The sequence below is a fragment of the Chryseobacterium sp. DZ-32 genome (genome assembly GCF_059587025.1).
Genome location: NZ_JCAIOM010000008.1, coordinates 1 through 25994, shown reverse-complemented (window position 1 = coordinate 25994; position 25994 = coordinate 1). Strand labels below are relative to the sequence as shown.

The window sequence follows — 25994 nt, the reverse complement described above, 5'->3', positions numbered from 1 at the left end:
CAGGAGCTTCAGTTCACTAGCGGGGTTTTCAAAATTACGGATTGGGCAGATTTTGTGACTTCTCAGGTGATCGGAGGTTTTGAATCATTAGACTGTTTCAAAAATGTAGGAGTGGTAGCCATCGTTGGAATGTCTTCAAAAGGTGCTTTAACAACAGCCAGCTATCGTGAAGAAGCTTTAAAAGTAGCTTTATCTCATCCTAATGTAATTGGTGGTGTATCTCAGAATAAAATTCCCGAGGATCTGCTATTGTTCACTCCTGGGGTAAACCTTGCAGATTCAGGAGATGGCAAAGGACAGCAGTACAACACACCGGAACATGTTTTCAAAACACTGCACACAGATTTTATCATCGTAGGAAGAGGAATCTACAAATCCAATGATCCTGAAGCATCTGCCATCACTTATAAAACAGAGGGATGGAATGCTTATATTAATTCTTTGGAAAAAAAAGCAATTCAAGGTTAAAATACTATAAAGTATATACAAAATAAGTTATATTTGGGCTTTATCACGAATATTTGAAAAAGATCAGCCTTTGCCTTATTTTGTTATGTGGAGTTGTACAGGTTTCTGCACAGACAGACAGTATATACATTGAAACAAAACTGTCTCCTGACAAAAAGAACCTTGATGTCCGCCAGGAAATTGTTTATTACAATCACTCCGGAAAAGACCTTCAAACCGTAAAACTCCTGAATTGGGTCGCCGCGTACAATAAACGGGGAACTTCTTTAGTCTACAGAAAACTGGAAGACCGGAATAATGATTTGCATTTTGCAAAAAATGACCAATTGGGAAAACTTCTGGAACTGAATATTAAAAATTCTGACAATGAAGCCCTTCCTGTCAATACACTCTCAGATGAAAATCTTTTTATTCCTCTGAAAAATGTATTAAAACCCGGCGAAAGCGTTACTTTACAGTTGCAATACAGGATGCAGCTTCCCGATAAAAACTTTACGGGATACGGAACATCTGCACAGAATACTCTATTAAAATATTTCTTTATTGTTCCGGATCATTTTGATCCGGACAATATTTCCAAAAGAAACTATCACGATATTGAGGAACAGGTAAGTTTTAATACTTTCTGGACCGTCAATTTTGATCTTCCTGTTAATAATTTTGTTGAAGGAAATCTTCCACAGGTTCAAATGAATTCATTTAAGGGATACCTTGACTCAGATCCTGAATTTTTGATTTCTCCGACAGCATTTCAATCCATAAAAACCAATGTTGACGGAGAGGAGATCGAAATCAAATTTGGATATAATCTGAAACCGGATGAAAAACAAAACCTGGAGTTTTATCTTCCTTTACAATTAAAATTTATAAAGGAACGCATCGGATATCTTCCGAAAAGTATTTTTATTTCAGATAAATTCAGAGCCAAAGAAGACTTTTTCGGGAATAATGATATTACTTTCTGGAAATTCAGATTCCGCCTGTTTACCGAGACCGAAAAAACCGATATGGATTATTTCGGGATCATTGCCAAGAAAATACTTGACGAAGGCGTTATTGCAGATAAAGAAAAAGACCATTGGTTTAAAAATGGTTTAAAATCTTATCTTGAAATTCAGTACCTCAAAAAATTCTACGCTGATACGAAACTTCTAGGGACACTTCCAGAGACCAGAATCTTTGGACTTAAACCATTAAAGTTATTCCACGCCTCCAAAGTAAAACTTCTGGACCGCTACGGACTTTCCTATCAGTATATTATGCTGCAGAACCTTGATCAGAAAATCGATGAACATTTCCCTGTTCTGAGTAATTTCAATGATATGGCCATCAGCAGCTTTGAAACAGGAAGCCTTTTCAACTACTCGGCAGACAAAATGGGATATGAACAATTCGATGGGATTGTAAAAAATTATATTTCTAAAAATTCCGGAAAAAAAATTAATCCTGAAGAATTCCTGTCATCTCTTTCTGAAAACAATACATCAACAGCCTATCTGTCCAACTTTTTCAAACAAAAGAACAGGGTTGATTTTAAATTAAAAAACATTAGAAAAGATAATGACTCCCTGCAAATAAAAATTGTAAGAAATACAGATATTTCTATTCCTGTAAAGCTGGAAACAGAAACCAGAGAAGGAGAAAAGAAAGCGTATTGGATAGACACGGAGGAAAATGAACGTACTACCAGCCTGTCGCTTCCTGCATCAGAGAATATTTACAAAACCACCTTAAACAGTGGCTATATATTTCCTGAATCCAATTACAGAGACAACTTCCTGTATGCGAAAGGTTTATTTTCCAATGCAAAAAAAATTAAACTTAAACTAATAAAAGATATTCCCAACCCGGAATACAATGAAATTTACATCAGCCCAAGGGTGCGTTTCAACAATACGTATGATAAATTTCTTCTGGGAGCCAATTTTAAAAATCAATCTTTCTTTGACCAGAAGTTCCTGTATTCGGTGACTCCAACCTATAGTACCGGAACAGGTAAACTGACCGGTTCAGGAGCTGTCTCCTATTCTATTCTGCCTGCAGAAAGCATTATCAGAAGTCTTACATTCGGGGTTTCCGGTTCTTATTTTCATTATGATTATGATCTTGCCTACAGAAAGACTTCTATATCTTCTTCTATTAACTTCAGAAAAAACCCGAGAAGTACCGTTAGCAGAAGTCTCGGCGTATCCTATAATTATTTTGAAAGGGATCTGAGTCCTAAGATGATCGCCAATAATGATTACAGCAAATATAACCTCTGGAGTATCGGATATGGTTATAGTGACAGCCAGATGATCCATGAAAAAAGTTTCAGCCTGAGCACCCAGGGAATGGAAGATTTCAATAAAATAACGGCTGAAGGCTTTTACAGATGGGAATTTGCTCCAAAACAAAAGCTGAGCTTACGTTTATTTGCCGGATATTTCTTAAGAAACAACACCAGAAATAACCTCTTCGACTATGGAATTTCCAGGGTTTCCAACTATTCATTCTCTTATACGCTTTTGGGAGAAAGTGCCAGCAGCGGGCTTCTTTCCCAGCAGTTTATATTAGCTGATGGTGGTTTTAAATCTTTTCTTCCGGGAACAGTCAATCAATGGATCACTTCTGCCAACGTGGATTCAAGTGTATGGAAAATCTTCCATGTATATGCGGATGCGGGAGTGTATAAAAACAAAGATCTTCCCGCCAAATTCATCTGGGACACCGGAGTTAAAGTAAGAATCATCCCTGATTTTCTGGAAGTGTATTTCCCGATACAGTCGTCTTTAGGATTTGAACCTTCATTCAAAGATTATGGGAAGCGTATCAGATACACTTTAATTCTTAATCTCGGATCCATTATTAATGCAGCTAGAAGAGGTTGGTATTAAGATTCTGAAAAATAAAAAAATAAGGACAACCTGTTATCGGTTGTCCTTTCTTATTTAAAACTAATCTTTTATTATTTTCTGTGAGATCGGAATATTGTTAATGGTTCCCGTCACAATATAAGTTCCTTTTGGAAGCTCTGCAATATCAAGAGTTGAGGCCAGCTTAGTAGGTGATTTTTTAACGACCTGCCTGAATGTATCGTAAACTTTCACATCTTTCACCTCAGTTCCAAACACTATTTTACTGTCTTTTATAAATGGATTCTGTACAAAGCCTGACTTTACGCTGCCTTCGAGGGAAAAGTCTGCCATATTATCATTACTTCCTACCAAATTTCTTCTGATAGCGGTGGTTGTAGTGGGTGAAGGAGCCGGCCCGTCTCCTTTAAACTGATCTGCATTGGATCCGTACCCTACAAAATCCAGAACATTGGATGCAGAAGGCCCTGTTACCTGCACTATATTTCCGGCTAATGCAACTTTTCCTGATACGTTAGAAATTTTTAATCCGGAAGATTTATTAGGAGTTCCGTCAAAATTTACGATTGTAGTTGCAATAAAATCCGGTGTTGGCAGATTTTCTACACCACCTTCAATCGCTGATTCCTGAATTAAATAGGTTTCTTCAGGTCCTAATGTCAAATCCGGAAGCGTATGATATTCTGTAAAAGCACCTATCGCCGGAGCATATTGAATACTTGCTCCCGTCAAAGAAACCAAAGAAGTTCCGATATTTTTAAGGACGATATAATTATTCTTTAATACAGCTCCCGAATTGGCATTCCCGCCATAGATCTCATTGATCACAATCTGAGCATTTGAAAAAGAAGTTAATAATGTAAGTCCGGCAAGAGTAAAGATTTTTTTCATCGTATTAATTTTAGAAATGGATTGATCATAAAACATCAAAAATAATACCACCAAATTATGAAATATATAAGATACAAAAAGCTAAACATCAGGAAATAATCACAAAAACAGCCGCTTCATTGAAGTGGCTGTTTATATTTTTATTTAACAGGGATTAGTCTTTAAGAACTTTCTGAGAAACCGGCTGGTTGTTTACTGTACCTGTAACGATATAGCTTCCTTTTGCTAATTCAGCAACGCTTACCGTTTCATTTTGTCTTACAGAAGCTTCTTTTACAAGCTGTCCGAAGCTATTGAAAATCTTTACATCTTTTACATCAGATCCGAAAACAATTTCATTATTTTTAACGAAAGAGTTTTTTACAAAGTTTCCTGACTTTATGTTTTTAGAATCGATAACAGCTAAAGTGGCACTGGATGCAGTAACCGTTAAAGAAATATCATCTATTCTCCAATTGGCAGTACCCAAAGATGGAGTTCCTGTACCAGGGCTGTCGCTTCCATAGATTCTTAGTGTAACCGGAGCTGATTCTGCACCTACTAAATTACTCCCTGAAAAAATAATATTATTCAAGGTCCATGTACTGTTATTGTTAACGTTTACAGTTCCTATCGCTGCTGCATAATTATCGATGCTTGAATATACGGTAATCTTTCCGGGACCGGTAGATGTCCCTCTCGACCCGAAATTTAGAGAATTCAAAGTTACTTTGTTACCAGCAACAGGAGTAACAGTAACACTAAAATAGGTGCTTGTTGCAGTTGAAAGTGGTTCTTTAAAAGCAGCAGCACCAAAATTACTGGATCCGCTTGCTCCTGCATATCCTGTAGATACAGATGAAGCAGTTATTAAATTGGTAGTACCATTATTATTTCCCTGAGTTGCTGCAAAAGCCACATTTGAAATAGTAGCATTGGTACCGGAAATAGGATTTACAGAACTACCATCCCAAAGGTAAGTTGTTTGCGCAAAAACCACTGCGCTCAGTGCAACTGTTGCAAAAAGAGAATAAAGTTTTTTCATGATTTATTTTTTGTTGTTAATAATTTTCTTTCTCTAACAAAACTACATTCTATTTTTTTTTCAGGGACAATAAAGAGGTTAAGTTTTTGTTAATAATAGTTGACCTCTTAATGTTAACATTTTTTAATTATTTTTACGAATTATTTTTAAAAGTTGCGGAATTTTGTCATTCTATTCGTTTTGTTCTTCGTAGGCATATTTTCAGGAAATGCTCAGGTATTTTCATGGAAAAATCCCAACGTGCCTGAAGACAGCATAAAAAGGGACAGTATTCTTGCGGCAAAGCTGGAGCAGGACATCTTTGCAAAGGACACTCTGGATTTTATAAGAACGCACAATAAGATCATTATTGATGAAGCCGTACTGGCAAAAAATGATAAAAAGAGATTTTTAGGAGAGCTTAACTCAAAAGGATCTATTATCCGTGGGATTACTTTTGGTAACAACCAGGGGCAGTCTGTACAAAGTTCCATGGATCTTCAGATATCTGGGCGGTTATCCAAAGATGTTACTATTTTAGCAAGTATTTCAGATCATAACCTGCCGATTCAGGCTGATGGTTATACCCAGACTTTGGAGGAGTTTGACAAAATCTATATGCAGCTTAATATCAAGGATAAATCTATCCTCAGAGCAGGGCATCTTGACCTTGTGGAAGCTAAAAATTATTTTGCCAAATACCAGAGGAGAAGTATGGGACTTCAATTCCAGACAGAATTCGGGAAGGAAAACAGGACATTCCTAGATATCTCTGCAGGGGTTGCACGAAGTGAATTCCACAGAATCCGTTTTCAGGGGGTTGAAGGTAACCAGGGACCTTACCGTCTGACAGGCAAGAACGGTGAACAGTTTATTACACTGATCTCCGGTTCTGAACAGGTTTTTATTGATGGAATTCTGATGAAGCGTGGTGAAAACCAGGATTATATCATCAATTACAACACCGGTGAAGTTACCTTTACCAGTTTCCGTCCTATTTTTCAGCAGAATTTCATCACAATTTCTTATAACTATGCCAACAGGAACTATTCAAGGTATTTGTTTACAGGAAAGCTTGAGCATCAGAGAGAAAAATTCAAGGTGGGATTCAACTGGTTCATGGAAAATGACAATAAGAACGCACCTCTTTCTTTAAACCTTTCTAAAGAAGATGAGCAGATTCTGGCTGATGCCGGAAATAATCCTGACCTGATGTATGCCCCTTCAGGAGTTGTAACCGAATATGATGTCAATAAAATTTTATACAAATTAAGTCCCACAGGTAATTTCTATGAATATTCTACGGATTCGAGTTTAACACTTTATCAGGTTTCTTTTACTTATTTCGGAGCTAATCAGGGAGATTATAAAATTGCACAGACCACCAACAACGGGCGTGTTTTTGAATATGTAGGTCCTAATGGCGGAGATTACAGAGCGGTAAGAAAACTTCCTTCTCCTCAGAAATCACAGGTATACTCTCTGAACTCTGAATATTTGCTGAATGAAGGAAAAATTGGTGCAGATATCTCTTTGAGTAACTATGATGTCAATTTATTTTCATCAAAAGATTCTGATCAGAATATCGGCTACGCATGGCGTATTTTTGGAAATAAAAGCTTTACAAAAAACGCATGGAAAGGAACGCCAAGCTTTGAATATCAATATATAGACAGACAGTTTCATATCCTTGACCGTATCAACGATGTAGAATTCTCCAGAGATTTCAACCTTACCCAGGAATTCAATAAAAAAACCCAAAACAGATTCATCTTCAGCTTCCTGAATAAATGGAATAATAAGTCTACGTTGAATTACCGCATCAATTATCTGGATGAACAGGATTCTTACAAAGGGATTAAAAACGACCTTGACTTTGGCTGGCTAACGGGAAAATTCTTTACTAAAGGTAATTTATCTTATCTGAGCACCAATGCTACCCTTCAGGATACAAAGTTCATCCGTGGTGGAGTTTCAACAGAGTTTACGGGTAAAAAAGGAAGCTGGGCCATTGGTGGAAGTATGGAACATAATGAGAAGAAGTATAATGATACTCAACTTATGGATGTCACGAGTTTCAGCTGGAAAGAAATCTTTTTACAAAAGAAAATCGGTGACAGCACAAGAACCAAATTACTGGCAAAAGTATATATGAGAGATAACGACTCTGTACGTGATAACAGGCTTCAGAATATGAACAATATTCTGGGGATCATGGCTGAAAGTCAGATTATCAAAACCGAAAGAACCAGTTTAAATGCCCTGATTCACTACCGGAAATTCTTCTACGCAGGGGCGGAAGGTGAAGTAACCCGTAATAATGATTTCGTTGTTGGAAACATCTTATACAACCAGCAGCTTTTCAGAAACGGGATGCGTCTTCAGGCTTTCTATGAGCTGGGGAACGGGCAGGAAGCACAGAGGGAATTCCAGTACATCAAAGTTACAGACGGACAAGGTGTTTATAAATGGACGGATTATAACGGAGACGGCGTTCAGCAGCTGGACGAATTTGAAATTGCCGAATATTCCGATCTTGCCCAATACATCCGTGTATATACTAATTCTGTACGCTATATTCCTTCCAATAAAAATAAATTGCAATTGGCTTTGTTTGTCAATCCGGCCATTGTTTTCAATTCTGAGAATGGATTTTTAAAACGCTGGAATTTTAATATTTCATTAAATTCTCAAAACTCTTTCTACAAAAAGGAAAAGGTACTTGTGCTGAATCCTTTTGAAAAGAACAGTGACCAGATTCTTAAAAATCAGAATATTCTGGCTTCCGTACAGTTTAATCCAACCGATAAATCAGGCTGGAACGGAAATTACCGTTTCATCACCAATGACAATCTCATCAATGCCAATTTCAGTAATGAAGAACGTGAGCAGACTTCTCATTTCCTGAACATAGGATATTGGTTCAATAAAGAATTCAGAGTGGATTGGGAAAACTCGGTTCATGATATCCAAAACTCTTCACAGTTATTTAAAACAAGAGATTATCGTCTGAATAATTTTGAAACCAAGCCTAAAGCAACTTATAAATTCACCGATGCTATTCAGGCTGAATTATCTTCTGCTTTCCGCCAGAAACAAAGATTGGATGGCGAAGAACTTCTTAAGGCTTTTGATGTTACAGGAACCATCCAGTGGGAGCGAAGAAAAACGTCTATCCGTGGAAACTTCTCATTTATCAATAACGATTTTACAGGAAACAATTTCAGTATCGTAGGAAACCAGATGCTGGATGGCCTTAAACCCGGAAAAAACCAGGTGTGGAGTGTATTTATCCAGCAGGCTATCAACTCGTTCATCCAGCTGAACCTTAATTACGAAGGAAGAAACTCCGGCGACCGTACCATTCATATCGGAAGTATGCAGGTAAAAGCAAGCTTCTAACAATGGAGGACTGGAAGTGGGCAGCCAATCAACTCTTATATTCACTATTTAAAGTCTTTTCTATCCTCCAATTTCTAAACAAAACAATCATTTAGGCCGATAGATAATATCATATTTATGAATGTTCAGAATTTCGTAAATTTGCACCATGATAAAAATAGGCAACATAGAACTGCCGGAATTTCCTCTTTTGCTGGCTCCGATGGAAGACGTAAGTGATCCTCCGTTCAGACGTTTGTGTAAAATGCATGGTGCAGATTTAATGTATTCGGAATTTATTTCTTCCGAAGGGTTGATTCGTGACGCTATCAAGAGCCGTAAAAAGCTGGATATTTTCGATTATGAAAGACCCGTTGGGATACAGATTTTTGGTGGAGACGAAGAAGCTATGGCCATGTCTGCAAGAATTGTTGAAACGGTAAATCCGGATCTGGTAGACATTAATTTCGGATGTCCGGTAAAAAAAGTTGTCTGCAAGGGAGCAGGTGCTGGGGTCTTGAAAGATATCGACCTTATGGTGCGTCTTACAAAAGCTGTTGTAAGCTCTACCCATCTTCCAGTTACTGTAAAAACCCGTTTAGGATGGGACAGTACCAGCATTAATATTGATGAAGTAGCAGAACGTCTTCAGGAAACAGGAATCAAAGCGCTTACGATACATGCAAGAACCCGCGCTCAAATGTACAAGGGTGAAGCAGACTGGGAACATATTTCAAGGATTAAACAAAATCCAAATATTGAGATCCCGATTTTTGGAAATGGTGATATAGATTCTGCTGAAAAAGCATTAGAATATAAGCAAAAGTATGCCTGTGACGGTATTATGATCGGTCGTGCTGCTATTGGATATCCATGGATATTCAATGAAATCAAGCATTTCTTTAAAACAGGAGAGCATTTACCTGAGCCAACCATTTCAGACCGTTTACTGGCTGTTCGCCAGCACGCAGAATGGAGTACTGAATGGAAAGGAGAAAGGCTAGGTCTGGTTGAAATGAGACAGCATTACAGCAACTATTTCAGAGGAATTCCTCATTTCAAGGAGTTCAGAAAAAAATTCCTGGAAGTTTTCACTATGGAAGAAATGGACAGCCTGATCAAAGAAACCCAACAGTTCTATGAAGAATATCAGGTACAGCTATAAAATAAAAACCATCAGCAAAACTGATGGTTTTTTTATATTGAGAATCTGATATTAATATCCTTCTGATGAAGATTCGTTTTTAATTAATCCCAGAGCTGAAGAAGTTCCAATTCTTTTAACTCCCATTTTGATCATTTTCTCAGCATCTTCGGGAGTTCTTACTCCTCCTGCTGCTTTTACGGGAAGTTTGCCGGCATTGCTCAGCATAATTGTTATTCCTTCAAAGGTTGCTCCGTTAGGTTTTCCTTCGGCAGTTTTATAAAATCCTGTTGATGATTTGACAAAAATTTTCGACAATTCATTTTCAGAGAAATTTTCTTCTGCCCAGGTAGAAATCTTTTTGGTAAGATCTGCAATTTGTGCATCCGTTAAGGCTGCAATTTCAATAATCCATTTTGCAATTTTATGATGCTCAAGTGATAATTGGGTACATTTTACAAATTCTTCTCTTACCAGTTCTATATTTCCCTGTAGATAAGCGGTATAATTAATAACAAAATCCAGTTCATCTGCTCCTTCTTCTATTGCTTTTGAAGCTTCTGCAAGCTTTTCATCAATAGAATACGTTCCTTCGTGGAAACCTATTACAGTTCCTACTACAACATTTGAATTTCTTTCCTGAATATATTTCTTCACCTCCGATACATAATCCGGACGAATCATCACGGCAAAAATACCATTATCTATTGCTTCCTGAGCAAGTTCTTTATCTTTTTGAAGTGTTTCTTCGTGGGAAATACCTGATTGTTCTGGGGTTTTCAGGTAAGTTGAATCCAAATATTGGGCTATGTTCATGTCGTTATACTTTCAATTGTCTGTAAATACCTTGTTCCAAAGATATAAAAGTTTCTGTTCTGGTTACACCTTTCAGCTTTTGAAGCTTGCTAAGGATCTGCATTAAGTGATCATTGTCTTTACAAAGAACTTTCAGAAAAATAGTATAGTTTCCTGTCGTATAGTGGGCTTCCACTACTTCGTTGATATCATGCAAAGACTTTACCACTTCCGGATAATGGCTTGGCTGATCTAAAAATACACCAATGTAGGAAATTACTTTGTATCCAATTTTCTTAGGATTAAGAAATGATATTGAATTTTCAATAACTCCTGCATGTTCGAGTTTTTTGATTCTTTGATGCACTGCAGTAGTGGAAATTCCGACATTTTTTGAAATGTGGGCTAAAGAAGTTTTAGCATTGTCCATCAACATGTAGATGATTTCTTTGTCAATAGAATCTAAATGATAGCTTGTGTTGCTCGAATTTTTCATTTTCTACTTTTTTATTATTTATGTTTTTTAATGTAAATTTTTAAATTTTACAAAAACCGGAAAGTGATCGCTATATCCTCCTAAATACCTCGTACCAGCATAAGTTCGGAAAGGCCGTCCTTCAAAATTTCTGGTTCTGCTGCGGATTTTTTCAGAATTAAAAATATGGGCATCCTGAAAAGCCAGCGTCTTATTATCAAGTAAAGATCTTGACATAATGATCTGATCATACAGCAATCCAGATTTATAATGAAAAGTAGAATAATTTCTTGTAGAAAACAATTGTTGAAAAGGGTTCATTAAAACCTTCTCACGGTCATTGTCATAGAGAATCTGTACTAAATTTTCATCATCCGGGTTTTCGTTAAAATCACCACACAAGATAACATGCTCTTTGTCAGCATTTACAATTTTCATAATCCGTTCCCGGACTTCATTCAATATAAAGGTTCTTTTTGGTTTATTGATATCTTTTTCGCGTTTAGAGGGAAGATGCGCGATAAAGACATTAATAAGTTCCCCTTTATATCTGACTTTTGAAAAAAGTACGTCTCTGGTTGTGTCGTAATTTTCTGTGTTTTTATTTACTATTTCAAAAAAGAAAGTAATGGTTTCTGAATCGATTACCTCTACTTTATTTTTATCATATAACATGGCTACATCCACTTTTCTTTCATCCATGGAATTATAATGTACAATTCCATATTCTGAATTAAAGGGTTCCATCTCCACAAGATTTTCCAAGACTTTCCTTCCGGAAACTTCTGATAATCCTATTAAAAATGGTAATACATCATTCTCCTCCTTCATCAGCTGAAATACGTGCGAGATTTTAAAAAGCTTGTTTCTATATCTCTTTTCATCCCAATTCCTTAATCCTGACCGGGTAGGATCTAATTTGTGGACAGGTTTCGGATCGGGCAAAAATAAATTTTCAACATTATAAAAAGAGAACAGCTCCATCTACACTAATTTCTATACTTTTAATTTATTATGTTCTTTTTACTTTAAGATGTAAATTTATTATTTTTTTTCAAATTTTCGTGATTTACCTCCAAAACTGTAAATCAATTTCCAATAAAAAACAATTCAAATATAGTAAAAAATACTAACGAAATAAACCATTATAAATTAATTTTTTAATCATTCGACAGTTTCGATATATTAATCAAAATTGAGACAATATAAAAAATACGGAATAATCGGAATAAATTTTCAATTTAAAATCGCTATCATTAATATTTTTCACGCTTTTTTAAATAACAACAAATATTATTCCATTTACCTATAATAAATGGAATAAAAGTGAAAGCAAGAATTATATTCGTTTGGCAATTCTTGTTTACAGTAAATCGGGACGTTTTTCTTTTGTGATTCTTACTGCTTCATCGTGACGCCATTCTTCAATCTTTCCGAAGTTTCCGCTCAATAGAATTTTGGGAACATCTAAACCTTTATAACTTTCAGGCCTTGTATAGATGGGTGGTGAAAGAAGATCATCCTGAAAACTATCTGTTAAAGCGCTTTGCTCATCATTCAAAACTCCGGGAAGCAATCTGATAATTGAGTCTGCCAAAACACAGGCTGCGAGTTCTCCTCCTGTAAGGACGTAGTCTCCAATTGAAATTTCTTTTGTAATATGAAGGTCTCTTACTCTTTGGTCTATTCCTTTGTAGTGCCCACAGAGAAAGATCAGATTTTCTTTGATAGAAAGTGAATTGGCAATTTTCTGATTCAAAGTAACTCCATCCGGTGTCAGGTAGATCACCTCATCATAGTTTCTTTGAGATTTAAGCTCTGAAATACATTTATCCAGCGGCTCAACCATCATTACCATTCCTGCTCCGCCTCCATAAGGCTCATCATCAATTTGTCTGTGCTTATTGACAGCCCAGTCTCTTAAATGGTGAAAATGTACTTCTACCAGTCCTTTATCCATAGCTCTTTTCAAAATAGAAGTTTTGAAAGGACTTTCCATCAATTCCGGAAGTACGCTTATTATATCAATTCTCATTGTAATGTTCCGTTTTTCTTAGTAGGTATAATAATTAATCTTAAAGAAGAATCTTTGTTGATATAGCTCCACATCCAGTTGAAGAATATGGCCAGCTTATTACGAACGCTCAAAATTAGCATTAAATGGAGAAACATCCAGAAATACCACGCCAGAAATCCCTGGAATTTTATAAACGGCAGATCAACCACTGCTCTGTGCTTCCCAATAGTCGCTAATGAGCCTTTGTCATCATACTCGTATTCTTTCCATTCTTCCTGACTTCTCTTTAAAAGATTTTTACCTAAATTTTTGGCCTGATTAATGGCTACGTTGGCTACCTGGGGATGCCCCTGCGGATATTTCGGTGTTTCCATATAGGCAATATCTCCGATAGCATAAATATTATCGTAACCCTGTATTTTATTATATCGATCTACAATATATCTGTTTCTCACTAATTTTTCTTCCGGAAAACCTCCTACAACATTTCCTGTAACTCCTGCGGCCCAGATCACATTATTGGATGGTATTTCTTTCCCGCTTCTGAGATGTACTTTGTCACCATCATAGTCTGTTACCACTTCCCCGCTCAAAAAAGTAACACCAAGATCTTTCAGATATTTCTCAGATTTTTCCTGAGCTTCACTGCTCATGACAGCAAGGGGTTTTTCTGTGGAACTTACCAGAATAATCTTCAGATGGTCGAAATTCATGTAAGGGTAATCTCTTGGAAGGATGTCCTTTTTCATTTCAGCAAAAGCTCCAGCCAGTTCTACTCCGGTAGGCCCGCTTCCAACGATCACAATATTCCAGTTTCCGTCATCGCTCCTGCTTTTTTCAATAATCAGTTTTTCAAAGGTCATCAGAACATGATTCCTGATACTGATGGCTTCCTGGGTATTTTTCATCCCGAAAGCTTTTCCTTCCAGTTCTTTGTTCCCGAAAAAATTAGTTTTACAGCCCGTTGCTATGATGAGTTTATCATAAGTAAATTCTGCCTCGTCGGTAATGACTTTATGGTTGGCAGGATCTATTTCTTTCACCTCAGTCATACGGAACTGCGTGTTTCTGGATTGCTGAAAAATCTTTCTGAAGGGAAAAGAAATGTTGGAAGGTTCTATCCTTCCCGAGGCTACCTGATAAAAAAGCGGCTGAAACATATGGTGGTTCATCCGGTCGAGAACAATAACCTTTTTGTTCTTGTTATTCAATGTTTTTGCAAGCTGCAGCCCCGCAAATCCTCCTCCAATAATGATGATTTTTTCGCGTGTTTCCATAATACACAAATTTACTGATTTTATTTTAGCATTTCGCAGTGAAAAAAGTTAGTTTTGCAAAACTTTATGACACCAAAAAAGTACACCAAAAAAACTGCCAAAAAAGTCCATAAGTCGAGACGGAAGAAGTATTTTTTCCGAAGATGGGTCATACTGGCAATTTTAATAATGGCATTAGTAGGAACAGGACTTTACTTAAAGCAGTCCGTCAGCTATTACTATGCGTTGTACTTTAATAAATTTAAGCATAAAAAGCTTCATAACAGTGAAAAGGAGGCAGCAAGAATTCAGAGAATATTAGCCAGCAACCTTGATAAAACCTATGGTTTTGATGTTTCCCATTATCAAAACCGGGAAGATATCAGATGGGATAGCCTCAGCATCGGAAATAAAACGATTCCGCTGGAATTTGTAGTGATGCGTGCAACGATGGGAAACCGTAGTGCCGACAAGCATTTTGATGAATTTTGGGAAAGTGCCCAAAAACATGAGCTTATCCGTGGCGCCTATCATTTTTACAGAGCCGATGAAGATCCCGTGATCCAGGCCAATAATTTTTTAGACAACGTGAAACTTGAAAGCGGAGATCTTCCTCCGATTCTTGATATTGAAAAAATTCCAAAGCGTAAAACCAACAAAAAACTGGTTGAAGACCTGAAAGTATGGTGTAAAATTGTAGAAGAAGCCTATGGTGAAAAACCTATCATCTACACGTACTACCATTACTATAAAGATTTTCTGAAAGGCGAGTTTGAAGGCTACCCTTTATGGCTTGCCAATTACAACGATGTTCCCTCACCTTCTCCCGATGACGAGTGGGATTTCTGGCAGTTCACAGAAAACGGTATTGTTCACGGCATCAATACAAAAGTGGATCTTGATGTCTACAATGGTAATTCGTGGTCGTTAAAAAGGCTGACACTGGATTAGAAAGAAAAAGGAGCGGTGATAAATTTTCCAGCTGATCAAACTACATATGTATTAATCATCTTCATTCATATTATTGCTTCCGTTTTTATCCATTTTCACATCAATATTAATGGCTGGTGCGGCAATGGTCATTTTCTGCCAGTCACCATAAAACTCCCTTATAAACCCTGTTCTGAACAAAGCAGCACTGATTTTAATCCTGCCGTCAAAATCTTTTAAAAACTGTATGCCGATAAAAAATTTTCCCTGCAGCCAGATATTCCGGTCGCTTACATCCAGTGTATACGTTCCGTCTTTGATCATATCTTCAGTGAGCTTTACGGTAATCTCCTCTTCCAGGATATTTTTATCCGGGAAGCCATTTTTTTCACTGTAAATGCTATATCTCATTAAAACCGGCTCAGTAGAAACATAGCTGGCTATATTCAGATTGATATTTTTAAGCTTTGATCTTTTCTTTGCGTTGAATTCTAAAGCTGTTTCTCCAAGAAAACTCTTTTTGTCAAATTCCGGGTTAACAGAATAAATAACACTTTTTGTTTTGGTATTGACCCCCCAGTTTTTATCTATCAGCTTTTTAGGCTTAATTGCAATCTCTTTAATATTTTTAATTTTCTCTGTTAAAAATATTTTTTGCTGGTCATACTTTTTAAAATCCTGTATTGTTTCCTGATAAAGATCGTATCCCGGGACTTCTATTTTTATTTTCTGCTGGGGATCTGTATTGGAAAGATCAATTGAAAATTTTCCTTTTTCATCTGAAATCGTGCCTGTTGATTTTTTCTCAATCCCGATTTTCACATAAGGAATAGGCTGATGTTCGTTTTTAGAAACAATAGTTCCGGAAACAACCTGCGCGTGGAAGGCTGAGGCTGCCACAAGGAAGAATAAAGTAGAATATATTTTCATGTTAAAAGTTTGATGCAAACATATCTATTTTCAATATGCCGGCCTCCCAACATTTTATTAAATTTATTCTCCCTTTAGTTAAATTTATTTAAAAATTTCCGGAATTCTCTGATAGCTCTATTAGGAATTTAAACTCAGGATCAGAGGATATTCATAACCTCTTCCCAGGAATGAACTCTTTCATAGGTATCATTTTCTATCAGTTCATTATGAGGTTGGGTAAAGATCAGTCTTTGTCCTGAAAAATGGTCCAGATTTTTAGGATAATCATCAATCATGACATCTCCGGACACTACTCTTTTACTTCCGCAAAGAACAATCTGTTCCCATGTGATAAAAGGAAAATGTTCTGCCAGCCATTCATATTTTTCCCGTAGGCTGTTTGGAAATTCCATTCCGGCAGATACAATATAGAGTTCATATTTATTATTAAGATATTCTATTGCCTCACGGCTTCCTTTCATTACCGGTAAGGTTCTGAAAAAGCCTACTTCATTCACATGCTTTTTTCCGTTGGGAAAAGACTCTATTTCAGGCTTACCAGCCAAATCACTGATTTCAATTTCTCTTCCTGTATCCCTTTTTTCAAATTGCGCCAGCTGATGATATACATCCGCCATTACTCCATCCATGTCGACGATAACTTTTTTCATTACTTCAATCAGATTTTGTATTATGTATTACTTTTACAATGTACATTTCATTGTAGTTGATCAAATTTACTGATTAGTTTTTTCAGATAAGGGGCACAGTTTATTAAAAAATTATAAATATTCATTTTTATAAAAGAGGTTCCGGGAAGTTTTAGGCTACATTTTCGTATTTTTGCGGTTCAATTGAAATTTAAAATCAAACTATTAATTCCCAATGAATTACGTTTCTGCAGAAAATCTTACCAAATCTTACGGCATCAAAGTTTTGTTTAAAAATATTTCTTTCCACATCAATGAAGGAGATAAAATAGCGATTGTTGCCAAAAACGGAAGTGGAAAATCTACACTTCTTAAAATACTAATGGGTAAGGAAATTGCAGACAGCGGAACTGCGATCATCAATAAAGATATCCAGGTGGTATTATTTGATCAGGAGATTGATTATGATCCTAAGCTGAGCATTGAAGAATTTATGATGACCCTGGATTCCGAGCCTATCCTGGCGCTTAAAAACTATCATCGTTCACTTCATTCTACAGATAATGATTTTATTGAGAAAGCACTGGCTGATATGGAAGTTCATAAAGCCTGGGATCTGGAAAATGAAATGAAGCAGATTCTTTCCCAGCTTAAAATTACAGATCTTGAAGCTAAAATGGGAACCCTTTCCGGAGGACAGATCAAACGTGTCGCGCTGGCTAAACTTTTAACAGAAACAAGAGCCGAGCACAGACATACCCTTCTTATCATGGACGAACCTACCAACCACCTTGATGTGGATATGGTAGAATGGCTTGAAAATTATCTGAACAAGGCAAAAATTACTTTATTGCTTGTCACCCACGACCGATATTTCCTTGACAGTGTTTGTGATATTATCTGGGAAATGGAGGATCAGAATCTGTATGTTCACAATGGTTCGTATGCAACTTACCTTGAGAACAAGATGATTCGTGAGGAGAATCTTAATGCTACGATTGATAAAGCGAATAACCTTTACAGAAAGGAACTGGAATGGATGAGAAGACAGCCAAAAGCCAGAACTACAAAATCAAAAAGCAGAATTGATGCTTTTTACGAAACGGAAAAAGTAGCCAAAACCGACACCAGAAAAGACGGGCTGGAGCTTGATTTTGAAATGAAACGTCTGGGAAATAAAATTCTTGAACTCAAACATATTGATAAAAGCTTTGGATCTAAAGTTTTATTGAAAGATTTCAGCTACCAGTTTCAACGTGGAGAAAAGGTTGGAATCATTGGAAAGAACGGAGCGGGAAAATCTACCCTGCTTAATATTATTCAAGGTTTTGAAAAAGCCGATAAAGGAGAAATTGAAACAGGAGAAACTATTTCTTTCGGTTACTTTTCGCAAAAAGGTCTTACCTATAAAGAGGATGAACGTGTGATTGATTTCATCAAAGAAATTGCAGAATTTTATCCTTTAGCGAATGGTAAAAGTTTATCCGCATCACAGTTCTTAAGATTATTTTTATTTGACGATCAGACACAATATTCTCCTATTTCTAAACTTTCCGGAGGTGAAAAGAGAAGACTTCACCTGATGTACATCTTGTATCAGAATCCTAACTTCCTGATTTTTGACGAACCTACGAATGACTTAGATCTTCCCACGCTAACGGTTCTTGAAAACTTTCTTCAGCAATTCCAGGGATCTTTGATTATCGTTTCCCACGACAGGTATTTTATGGACAGAATTGTAGATCATGTTCTGGCTTTTGAAGGAAACGGAAAAATCAGAGATTTTGTAGGTAATTTCTCAGAATACAGAGAAGCCAGAAGCCGTGAAGAGGCATTGGAAAAAAATGCTGCGGTAAAACCTGATCCTGTAAAAGAAGTAATTTCTTCCGCAGAAGGTACTCAATTTTCCAATTCTAAAAGAAAACTGACCTTTAAAGAACAAAGGGAACTGGAAACGATTGAAAAAGAAATGCCTGAACTGGAGGAACAGCGCGCAAAAATTCTGGATAAGCTCAACAACGAAGCTGATTATGAAAAGATAGCCACTCTTTCTTCCGAGCTGGAAACGGTTTCAGAAAAACTGGAGAACCACGAAATGAGATGGCTTGAGCTTCAGGAGCTCCTTTAAGAATATGAATGAGTTCAAAGTGTCGCAGAGTTGGATTGTAGACGGGTTGGAAATTTCTAATCCCGACTGGTATCAACCTTGAACTTTAAACCTTGAACTTTGAACTCATTTCTAATTTATAATTTTACTATTCTTTCTTCTTTTGCACTTTCAAGAGAAGCATCAATGATTTTCATATTCTGAATAATTTCTTTTCCCGGAGATGGTAAGGCATATCCAAAAACGATGTGTTCATAAATCTGCTGGTAATAATCCATATAGTTTCCGGCTTCACTGGAGGTAAGAATTCTTTCAGTTTCAGAATGATCATTCAGGAAGTTTAAAATTCCGTCCGGTGCAGTCAAAGGCTGTGTCCATTCTTTACCATATTCAGGAATAGCACCTGCTACCAGTTCATTTTCCTGATTATCGGTTCTTTCCTGCAGGAAAGTTCCTCTGTCTCCATGAATTGTGTAAGCATAATGTCCTTCTTTGCTGAAAACAGATGATTTCAGTCTTACTCTCAGATTATCTTTATAGAATAAGAGAATTTCAAAATAATCGTTAGCGAATTCGGCCCCTTTCATAGAAAATACATCAGCAAACAATTTTTCGGGGTACCCAAAGTACTGTACCGCCTGATCTACAAGATGTGCTCCCAGATCATGAAGTGATCCTGATCCCTGCTGATCCGGACTTTCTTTATGCTGCTTTCCACTGGCCGTGGTACGGAATCTGTCAAAACGTATTTCAACTTCTTTAATATTCCCTATTTTCTTCTCATTCAGAATTTTTTGAACCTGCAGAAAGTCACGGTCGAATCTTCGGTTTTGGTATACACTCAAAAACAAACCTTTTTCTTCAGCCAGTTGCACCAGTTCTTCTGCTTCAGAAACATTTACTGTAAAAGGTTTTTCCACAATAATATTTTTTCCCGCTTCCAGTGCTTTTTTGGCGTACTCATAATGGGTTTGAACCGGAGTATTGATGATCACCAATTCTACATCAGCAAGCTGAAGCATTTCTTCCACGGAACGATAGATCGTTGACTCAGGATATTTCACCTTCGATTCTTCCTTGCTTCTTTCCACAACAGCAGAGATAAAAAATCCCGGATGCTCCTTTAAAAAGGGAGCATGGAACACTTTCCCACTCATTCCAAAGGCACAAAGCCCTGCTTTTACCAATTGCATATTATAATTTTTTAACAAATATATTCATAAAAAATTCTCTATCCCTTAGTGTAAAGGAGCTATAGAAATAATCCATCTCGTCGACTTATAAAAATATGATTTAAATCATAAAATTATTTTTATCTATTCTAAACAAATACTTACATTTGCGCCTTATTTAAAACTGTTCTACATAAAAATAAAATGAAAAAACAATTACTTTCTTTAGGTCTTCTATTCATCGCTGTTTCAGCGAGTTCTCAGATGAAAAATGCTGAAGCAGATACCATCAGAACACAGACCATTGAGGATATTAATCTTCACAAAACAGGAAATCCCAACCAGGCAAGACCATTATCAACCAAGTCAAATCTGACGGTAATGGAAACTCCTCAGCCTATTGCTATTGTTACGCACGAAATCATTGAGCAGCAGCAGGCAAAGCAACTGAGTGATGTTCTTCAGAACGTAAACGGATTGTATATCACTTCATCCAGAGGAAATTCTCAGGATAGTTTTGGTGGACGTGGTTTCATTTTAGGAAATGATAATATTTTTAAAAATGGTTCAAGAGTAAACAGTGGTGTTTTCCCTGAAGTAAGTGGTCTGGAAAGAGTAGAGGTTTTAAAGGGAGCCAATGCCATGCTTTTTGGAAATACAGCAGCTGGTGGTGTTATCAATATGATTACAAAAAAACCTAAATTCAATTTTGGCGGAAGTATCGGGCTAAACGGCGGAAGCTGGAATTCCTATAAACCAACAGTTGATATTTACGGTCCTTTATCTAAAAATATTGCTTTCAGAGTAAACGGAGCCTATGAGCATGCTGAAAGTTTCAGAGATGTTGTAGAATCAGAGAAATATTATTTCAATCCATCCTTCCTTTTCAATTTAAGCCCAAAGTCACAATTGATTGTGGAAGCAGATTATCTTAAAACTAATTTTACTCCTGATTTCGGGCTTGGTTCTATTACGGAAAAAGATCAAAGCTACAGATTAAATGATACTGTTTCCAGAAACACTTTCTACGGAACTAACTGGCAATATCAAAATGTACAGCAAGCTTCCACGAATGTAACTTTTAATCATCAATTTAACGAAAGATGGTCTCTAAATGCGATTGCTTCTTACCAAAATTATACGAAAGATTATTTTTCTTCTGAAAGAGTGCAATGGATCTATGACACCAAAGATACCACTGTAGATCCTAACAGATTATCATGGAAAAGACCTTTTGGCAAAACTTACAACGAACAAAATTATACTTCAGCACAGGTAAATATCAATGGTGAGTTCAATACTGGAAAAATCAACCACAAAGTTTTAATTGGGGCAGATGCTGATTACGGTCAGGCAGATGCTTATGCTTATACTGTTGCAGCTCCAAGAAATCTTCTATATTTAGATGATCCATCAACGTGGGGAAGTATTGATATGCCGAATTCTACTCTTAGTACGAGAAACAGGATCAATACAAGAAGAATCGGGATCTATGCACAGGATTTTATCAGCTTAACAAAACAATTAAAAGTAATTGCAGGTTTAAGATGGTCTTATATAGAAAATATGCCTACGCTGACGACCCGCTTCACATTAAATGATAAAATTGAAGTCGCTAATTCTTCAACGTCTGACAATGCATTTTCTCCAAAAGTAGGTTTGGTGTATGCTCCAAATGAAAACCTTTCTGTATTTGCAACTTATACGAATTCTTTTGCAGCCAATGCAGGATATACTTCAGATCAATTTGGAACAGTAAATACCAATCAGTCTGCTTCAGATGTTCAAGCTCAATTAAATACTTTATCAAAGCAAAGCATAAAGCCATCAACCGTTGATCAATATGAAATTGGTATTAAAAAGAATTTCTGGAATAATGCTTTAGCTGTTAACTTAACGGCTTACCAGATTATGTACAATAACTACTATCAAACGTATTGGTTTGCTTCTGCTCCAAACGGAGTACCTGTAAATTCCACAGACACCAATCTTAAAGAATTTGCAGGAAATATGAGAAGCCGTGGTGTGGAACTGGACATTACAGGAAATCCCACAGAAAACTTATCTATAATCGGAGGTTTTTCTTATAACAATTCGGTTTATACCGACACTCCTGAAAAAGGATATATTGAAAACCAAAGACTGGTAAGAACACCGGCTACAACAGCAAATGCTTCTGTTTTCTATAAATTTACAAACTACGTAAAAGGGTTGAAAATCGGAGCTGGGATTTATTACATCGGGGATAGAATTGCCGGATGGAATGATACAAAATCTACAAACACAAGTAGAAATAACGTGAGCAGAATGTTTGATCTGAAAGATTATACGACTGTTTCCGTGTCAGTAGGCTACGAGTGGAAAAAATTCTCTGTTCAAGGGAAAGTGGGAAACCTGTTTGATGTCATAAATTACAATGTTCACGAGAATTATTCAGTGAATCCGATTACGCCTAGAAATTACTATTTCACATTGACATACAGACTCTAGAATTCTTTATATAATAATTCTTTCACTAAAAGTGGAAATTGCATTTTTGCAGTTTCCACTTTTGAAATTTTAAACAAAAACAAAAAAATAAGATATGGATAAGATTAAAGACACAAGAAGCTTCATGAGAATTACACACCGCTACCTGGGATATTTCCTTGCCGGAATTATGGCTGTATATTCGTTAAGTGGAATTCTTCTGGTGTACAGAGACACAGATTTCCTGAAAAGTGAAAAGAAATATGAAAAAAATATCGCAGCCAATCTTACAGAAAAAGAGCTGAAAAAAGAGCTTAAGATGAAAGGCCTGGAAGTGGAAAAAACAGAAGGAAGTGTTCTTTATTTTAAGCAGGGAACTTATGACAGTGCAACCGGAAAAGCCAAATATACCAAAAAGGAACTTCCTTTCGTATTGGACAAAATGGTTTCGCTTCACAAATCACAATCCAAAGATGCTATATCTCCTCTAAGCGTATTCTTCGGAGTTTCTCTTTTCTTTTTCGTCATCTCAAGTTTCTGGATGTTTAATCCTAAGACCAAAGCATTCAAACGTGGAATCAAATTTACAATTGCAGGTCTTATCATTTCGGTGATCCTTTTATTTATTTAAATTCCGAATGGGCAAAGAAAAATATGTGTTTTATATAATTAATGATATATTATCTACTTTTATCATTTTTTTCTTAAAACAACCATTTTATTTTCTTTATTATCATAACATATAGAGCCGATAGGTTAAAAAAACAAACTATATCTCACTGAAAATCTTAACGTTTGTTTAGAAAAATTACGTAAAATTAAGAGTCTGGCACATTTATTGTTTTTTCTATAATTCGTGAATAATAAACATTTAATTATTAAAATAATAAATTATGAAAAGACTTATTTTAACAGGGATATTAGCCGTAGCAGGCTTAACAGCAACTGCCAACGCTCAGATTCAAAAAGGTAATTGGATGGTAGGGGGTAACCTTGTAGGGGCAAATTTTGGGTTAAATGAAGGAGCAGGATATAACTTTGCAATTCAGCCAAAAGGAGCCTATTTCATCGAAGATAATATCGCAGTTGGGGGATACGTAGATTTAGGTTTCAAAGGAGCTAAAGATGCACCCACTACTTTTACATATAATGTAGGAGCATTAGGACGTTACTATCTTAACCCGGGAGAGCAGGGAGTAAACAACTTACTACACCACGGAAGATGGTTCTTCGAAGGTAACGTAGGTGTTGGAGGAATGTCTATCTCTAAAGGAGGTTCTTCTTCTAACGGTCTTAACTTCGGATTCGGACCTGGTTATTCTTACTTCATCACACCAAACATCGGATTGGAAGGTTTGGTGAAATATGATGCGAACGCAGGATTCGGAAGCGGTGGATACACTAACAAAATTACTTTTGGTTTAGGATTCCAGATTTACCTTCCAACGTCTAAAGCGAAACAAATCATCAACGACGTTAAGTAATCACTGAAATACTTATAAAAAAATGAAAGCGCCCCGGAATTATTTCCGGGGCGCTTTTCGTACAAATTAAAACTAAACTATAAAAAATCAAATAAATCATGTATTAGGTTGGGGGGTGTATCTCAGATAGGGTTTTATTTCCTTTACCCCTTTCGGGAATATTTTCCGGGCATCTTCTGTAGAAATTGTTGGAGGTACAATAACATCTTCTCCAACTTCCCAATTCACAGGAGTAGCCACACGGTAATTATCTACCAGCTGTAAAGAATCCAGCACTCTAAGGATCTCGTCAAAATTCCTTCCTGTAGAGGCCGGATAGGTAATAATCAGTCTTACTTTTTTGGAAGGATCAATAATCAGAAGAGAACGTACTGTAGCGGTAGCCGAAGCATTGGGATGAATAAAATCATACAGTTCTGAAACCTTTCTGTCTTTATCGGCAATAATAGGAAACTGCACCCGGGTGTTCTGAGTTTCATTAATATCTTTCACCCAATTTTGATGATCTTCTACCCCATCCACACTCAGGGCAATTACTTTTGTATCTCTGGCATCAAACTCAGACTGCAGTTTTGCAGTATACCCCAATTCTGTAGTGCATACCGGCGTATAATCTGCAGGATGCGAAAACAGAATCCCCCAGGAATCTCCCAGATAATTATAAAAATTGATATCACCTACCGATGATTCTGCCTGAAAGTTGGGTGCTGTATCTCCTAGTTTGATTGACATAATGTTCTTTCTTTATAGTCTACAAATTTAGTAGACTTTTTGGAACTGGCAAATTTTTTGATGAAAATTTATATCTTTAATTAAAATTTTATTCATGGAGAAAACCGGACTCAGGTATGTAGATCTTGTTTACAAGGTATTGGAAAATTGGTATATCACCTTCGCTGAACTTACACCCAAGCTGATTGTTGGAATTTTAGTATTTACCTTTTTCCTGGTTACCAGCAAATATTTAAGCCAGGCAGCGGTAAAATTATTCCATAAATTTTTTCCTAAAAGTCGCAAAGAGAGCTCCTTAGTTACCTTAATCAGTATATTCAGATTTTTGATCATGCTGATGGGAACCTTTATTGCTCTTGAAATAATGGGTTTCAGCGGCTTTCTTTGGAAGTTTATCGGAAGCTTAGGAGTTGCCGGGGTTATTGCCGGGGTTGCTCTGAAAGACCTGGTATCCAGTATTTTCTCAGGAATGCTTATTGGAATTGACAAAGCTTACAAGGTAGGAGATTATATTACCATAGGAGCCCATTCAGGAACAGTACAGGAAATTGGGTTTCTCACTACAAAAATTCTTACTGATGACGGAAAGAAAGCTTATATCCCTAATCAGGTTGTTTTCAATGCTCCGTTTTACAATATTACCGCTTCGCCACAGCGCAGAATTATTTTAAATTTTGAAATTCCGGCTGATGAAGATATTACCAAAGTACAGAAAGGAATTCTTGATGTGGTTAAAAATCTTGATAATGTGGATAAGCTGGACACTCTAGAAGTGATTTTTACAGATTTGAAGCAAGGTGCATTTAATCTTCAGGTAAAATTCTGGATAAAAGTGGGGGCTAATCTTGCGCAGGTAAGAAGCCAGGCTTATTTAGGGATTAAAGAACGCTTTGATACGGATAAAATTCAGCTGGTAACGCCAACGAGCATCAGCATTACAAGTGGAGAGACTAACTTGCCGGAAAATCATCAGGATAAGTAAAATTATTTATAAAATAAAAGACCATTTCGAGTATTGAAATGGTCTTTTTTATGATGATTGATAGGAGATATTTAAACCTAACAGGTTTTAGAAACCTGTTAGGTTTACAGTATTTCCGATGAAGTTATTACAAAACTGTGCCCTTCACGTTCCAACAAAAAAACCGTTTCAAATGAAACGGTTTCTTTATTTATTGTCTCGTCCTGAAAAAGGTTGACTAAAAAACCATAAAATTAGTCACCCTTATGAATCTAAAAAAACCATCGTCCCC

21 protein-coding genes are annotated in these 25994 nt (G+C 36.5%); 10 read left to right on the top strand and 11 right to left on the bottom strand.

What is annotated here, in order from left to right:
• Both AC59HC_RS10475 and AC59HC_RS10470 read left to right on the top strand, forming a co-directional pair.
• Positions 1-468: orotidine 5'-phosphate decarboxylase / HUMPS family protein (locus AC59HC_RS10475; protein WP_496558560.1), on the top strand; the 468-nt coding region annotated here is incomplete at its 5' end.
• 53 nt (positions 469-521) lie between these two features.
• Entirely contained in the window at positions 522-3344 is a 2823-nt protein-coding gene (locus tag AC59HC_RS10470; RefSeq protein WP_496558559.1) for a gluzincin family metallopeptidase, read from the top strand.
• A 60-nt stretch (positions 3345-3404) separates the two neighbouring features.
• Here AC59HC_RS10470 and AC59HC_RS10465 read toward each other — a convergent pair whose 3' ends face one another.
• Both AC59HC_RS10465 and AC59HC_RS10460 read right to left on the bottom strand, forming a co-directional pair.
• The gene (locus AC59HC_RS10465; protein WP_496558558.1) at positions 3405-4214 is read right to left on the bottom strand and encodes a T9SS type A sorting domain-containing protein; all 810 of its coding nucleotides are present in this window, start codon (positions 4212-4214) and stop codon (positions 3405-3407) included.
• A gap of 154 nt (positions 4215-4368) precedes the next feature.
• Positions 4369-5238, bottom strand: coding sequence for a T9SS type A sorting domain-containing protein (locus AC59HC_RS10460; protein WP_496558557.1), 870 nt, complete (start codon positions 5236-5238; stop codon positions 4369-4371).
• 153 nt (positions 5239-5391) lie between these two features.
• On the opposite strand from AC59HC_RS10460, the gene AC59HC_RS10455 reads away from it, so the two are divergent.
• Together AC59HC_RS10455 and dusB are read left to right on the top strand one after the other, a co-directional pair.
• A complete protein-coding gene (locus AC59HC_RS10455; protein ID WP_496558556.1) occupies positions 5392-8619 on the top strand; it encodes a DUF8818 domain-containing protein in 3228 nt (1075 codons plus the stop codon).
• A 148-nt stretch (positions 8620-8767) separates the two neighbouring features.
• The gene (gene dusB / locus AC59HC_RS10450) at positions 8768-9763 is read left to right on the top strand and encodes a tRNA dihydrouridine synthase DusB (RefSeq protein WP_496558555.1); all 996 of its coding nucleotides are present in this window, start codon (positions 8768-8770) and stop codon (positions 9761-9763) included.
• Between the two features lie 51 nt (positions 9764-9814).
• On the opposite strand, the gene deoC is transcribed toward dusB, so the two are convergent.
• The 5 genes from deoC to AC59HC_RS10425 form a co-directional block, all read right to left on the bottom strand.
• Positions 9815-10558, bottom strand: a complete 744-nt coding sequence (deoC, locus tag AC59HC_RS10445; RefSeq protein ID WP_202841286.1) for a deoxyribose-phosphate aldolase — start codon at positions 10556-10558, stop codon at positions 9815-9817.
• Positions 10559-10562: 4 nt separating this feature from the next.
• Entirely contained in the window at positions 10563-11033 is a 471-nt protein-coding gene (locus tag AC59HC_RS10440; protein ID WP_002976659.1) for an Lrp/AsnC ligand binding domain-containing protein, read from the bottom strand.
• Between the two features lie 27 nt (positions 11034-11060).
• Complete coding sequence (locus AC59HC_RS10435; RefSeq protein ID WP_343641472.1) at positions 11061-11996, bottom strand: endonuclease/exonuclease/phosphatase family protein; 936 nt, start codon at positions 11994-11996, stop codon at positions 11061-11063.
• Between the two features lie 379 nt (positions 11997-12375).
• A complete protein-coding gene (trmD, locus tag AC59HC_RS10430; protein ID WP_110008092.1) occupies positions 12376-13047 on the bottom strand; it encodes a tRNA (guanosine(37)-N1)-methyltransferase TrmD in 672 nt (223 codons plus the stop codon).
• Positions 13044-14306 carry an NAD(P)/FAD-dependent oxidoreductase gene (locus tag AC59HC_RS10425; protein WP_496558554.1) on the bottom strand — a complete coding sequence of 421 codons (1263 nt, stop codon included), beginning with the start codon at positions 14304-14306 and terminating at the stop codon, positions 13044-13046. The genes trmD and AC59HC_RS10425 overlap by 4 nt, the downstream gene beginning before the upstream one ends.
• Before the next feature lie 66 nt (positions 14307-14372).
• Here AC59HC_RS10425 and AC59HC_RS10420 point away from each other — a divergent pair, with 66 nt between their 5' ends.
• Positions 14373-15236, top strand: coding sequence for a glycoside hydrolase family 25 protein (locus AC59HC_RS10420; RefSeq protein WP_343641467.1), 864 nt, complete (start codon positions 14373-14375; stop codon positions 15234-15236).
• Between the two features lie 51 nt (positions 15237-15287).
• Here AC59HC_RS10420 and AC59HC_RS10415 read toward each other — a convergent pair whose 3' ends face one another.
• Together AC59HC_RS10415 and AC59HC_RS10410 are read right to left on the bottom strand one after the other, a co-directional pair.
• Positions 15288-16145 carry a carboxypeptidase-like regulatory domain-containing protein gene (locus AC59HC_RS10415; protein ID WP_496558553.1) on the bottom strand — a complete coding sequence of 286 codons (858 nt, stop codon included), beginning with the start codon at positions 16143-16145 and terminating at the stop codon, positions 15288-15290.
• Positions 16146-16285: 140 nt separating this feature from the next.
• Complete coding sequence (locus tag AC59HC_RS10410) at positions 16286-16798, bottom strand: 5' nucleotidase, NT5C type (RefSeq protein ID WP_496558552.1); 513 nt, start codon at positions 16796-16798, stop codon at positions 16286-16288.
• 214 nt (positions 16799-17012) lie between these two features.
• Between AC59HC_RS10410 and AC59HC_RS10405 the strand changes: the two genes are divergently transcribed.
• Positions 17013-18905: an ABC-F family ATP-binding cassette domain-containing protein gene (locus tag AC59HC_RS10405; RefSeq protein ID WP_496558551.1), complete on the top strand. Its 1893-nt coding sequence runs from the start codon at positions 17013-17015 to the stop codon at positions 18903-18905.
• A gap of 116 nt (positions 18906-19021) precedes the next feature.
• Here AC59HC_RS10405 and AC59HC_RS10400 read toward each other — a convergent pair whose 3' ends face one another.
• Positions 19022-20077 (bottom strand): Gfo/Idh/MocA family oxidoreductase, encoded by a 1056-nt coding sequence (locus tag AC59HC_RS10400; RefSeq protein ID WP_496558550.1) that lies wholly within the window; start codon positions 20075-20077, stop codon positions 19022-19024.
• Between the two features lie 183 nt (positions 20078-20260).
• On the opposite strand from AC59HC_RS10400, the gene AC59HC_RS10395 reads away from it, so the two are divergent.
• From AC59HC_RS10395 to AC59HC_RS10385, 3 genes are all read left to right on the top strand, one after another.
• Positions 20261-22546, top strand: coding sequence for a TonB-dependent siderophore receptor (locus AC59HC_RS10395; protein WP_496558549.1), 2286 nt, complete (start codon positions 20261-20263; stop codon positions 22544-22546).
• 94 nt (positions 22547-22640) lie between these two features.
• A complete protein-coding gene (locus AC59HC_RS10390) occupies positions 22641-23156 on the top strand; it encodes a hypothetical protein (protein ID WP_482399604.1) in 516 nt (171 codons plus the stop codon).
• 262 nt (positions 23157-23418) lie between these two features.
• The gene (locus tag AC59HC_RS10385; RefSeq protein WP_202841303.1) at positions 23419-24009 is read left to right on the top strand and encodes a hypothetical protein; all 591 of its coding nucleotides are present in this window, start codon (positions 23419-23421) and stop codon (positions 24007-24009) included.
• A gap of 96 nt (positions 24010-24105) precedes the next feature.
• Here AC59HC_RS10385 and AC59HC_RS10380 read toward each other — a convergent pair whose 3' ends face one another.
• Entirely contained in the window at positions 24106-24741 is a 636-nt protein-coding gene (locus AC59HC_RS10380) for a peroxiredoxin (RefSeq protein ID WP_496558548.1), read from the bottom strand.
• A 94-nt stretch (positions 24742-24835) separates the two neighbouring features.
• Between AC59HC_RS10380 and AC59HC_RS10375 the strand changes: the two genes are divergently transcribed.
• A complete protein-coding gene (locus AC59HC_RS10375) occupies positions 24836-25723 on the top strand; it encodes a mechanosensitive ion channel family protein (protein ID WP_496558547.1) in 888 nt (295 codons plus the stop codon).
• Positions 25724-25994: the final 271 nt, after the last annotated feature.

Excerpts from the sequence above, each read along its gene's own strand:
- AC59HC_RS10465 (WP_496558558.1), bottom strand. The coding sequence starts at position 4,214 with ATGAAAAAAATCTTTACTCTTGCCGGACTTACATTATTAACTTCTTTT.
- AC59HC_RS10460 (WP_496558557.1), bottom strand. The coding sequence starts at position 5,238 with ATGAAAAAACTTTATTCTCTTTTTGCAACAGTTGCACTGAGCGCAGTG.
- dusB (WP_496558555.1), top strand. The coding sequence starts at position 8,768 with ATGATAAAAATAGGCAACATAGAACTGCCGGAATTTCCTCTTTTGCTG.
- deoC (WP_202841286.1), bottom strand. The coding sequence starts at position 10,558 with ATGAACATAGCCCAATATTTGGATTCAACTTACCTGAAAACCCCAGAA.
- AC59HC_RS10440 (WP_002976659.1), bottom strand. The coding sequence starts at position 11,033 with ATGAAAAATTCGAGCAACACAAGCTATCATTTAGATTCTATTGACAAA.
- AC59HC_RS10435 (WP_343641472.1), bottom strand. The coding sequence starts at position 11,996 with ATGGAGCTGTTCTCTTTTTATAATGTTGAAAATTTATTTTTGCCCGAT.
- trmD (WP_110008092.1), bottom strand. The coding sequence starts at position 13,047 with ATGAGAATTGATATAATAAGCGTACTTCCGGAATTGATGGAAAGTCCT.
- AC59HC_RS10425 (WP_496558554.1), bottom strand. The coding sequence starts at position 14,306 with ATGGAAACACGCGAAAAAATCATCATTATTGGAGGAGGATTTGCGGGG.
- AC59HC_RS10420 (WP_343641467.1), top strand. The coding sequence starts at position 14,373 with ATGACACCAAAAAAGTACACCAAAAAAACTGCCAAAAAAGTCCATAAG.
- AC59HC_RS10415 (WP_496558553.1), bottom strand. The coding sequence starts at position 16,145 with ATGAAAATATATTCTACTTTATTCTTCCTTGTGGCAGCCTCAGCCTTC.
- AC59HC_RS10410 (WP_496558552.1), bottom strand. The coding sequence starts at position 16,798 with ATGAAAAAAGTTATCGTCGACATGGATGGAGTAATGGCGGATGTATAT.
- AC59HC_RS10405 (WP_496558551.1), top strand. The coding sequence starts at position 17,013 with ATGAATTACGTTTCTGCAGAAAATCTTACCAAATCTTACGGCATCAAA.
- AC59HC_RS10400 (WP_496558550.1), bottom strand. The coding sequence starts at position 20,077 with ATGCAATTGGTAAAAGCAGGGCTTTGTGCCTTTGGAATGAGTGGGAAA.
- AC59HC_RS10395 (WP_496558549.1), top strand. The coding sequence starts at position 20,261 with ATGAAAAAACAATTACTTTCTTTAGGTCTTCTATTCATCGCTGTTTCA.
- AC59HC_RS10390 (WP_482399604.1), top strand. The coding sequence starts at position 22,641 with ATGGATAAGATTAAAGACACAAGAAGCTTCATGAGAATTACACACCGC.
- AC59HC_RS10385 (WP_202841303.1), top strand. The coding sequence starts at position 23,419 with ATGAAAAGACTTATTTTAACAGGGATATTAGCCGTAGCAGGCTTAACA.
- AC59HC_RS10380 (WP_496558548.1), bottom strand. The coding sequence starts at position 24,741 with ATGTCAATCAAACTAGGAGATACAGCACCCAACTTTCAGGCAGAATCA.
- AC59HC_RS10375 (WP_496558547.1), top strand. The coding sequence starts at position 24,836 with ATGGAGAAAACCGGACTCAGGTATGTAGATCTTGTTTACAAGGTATTG.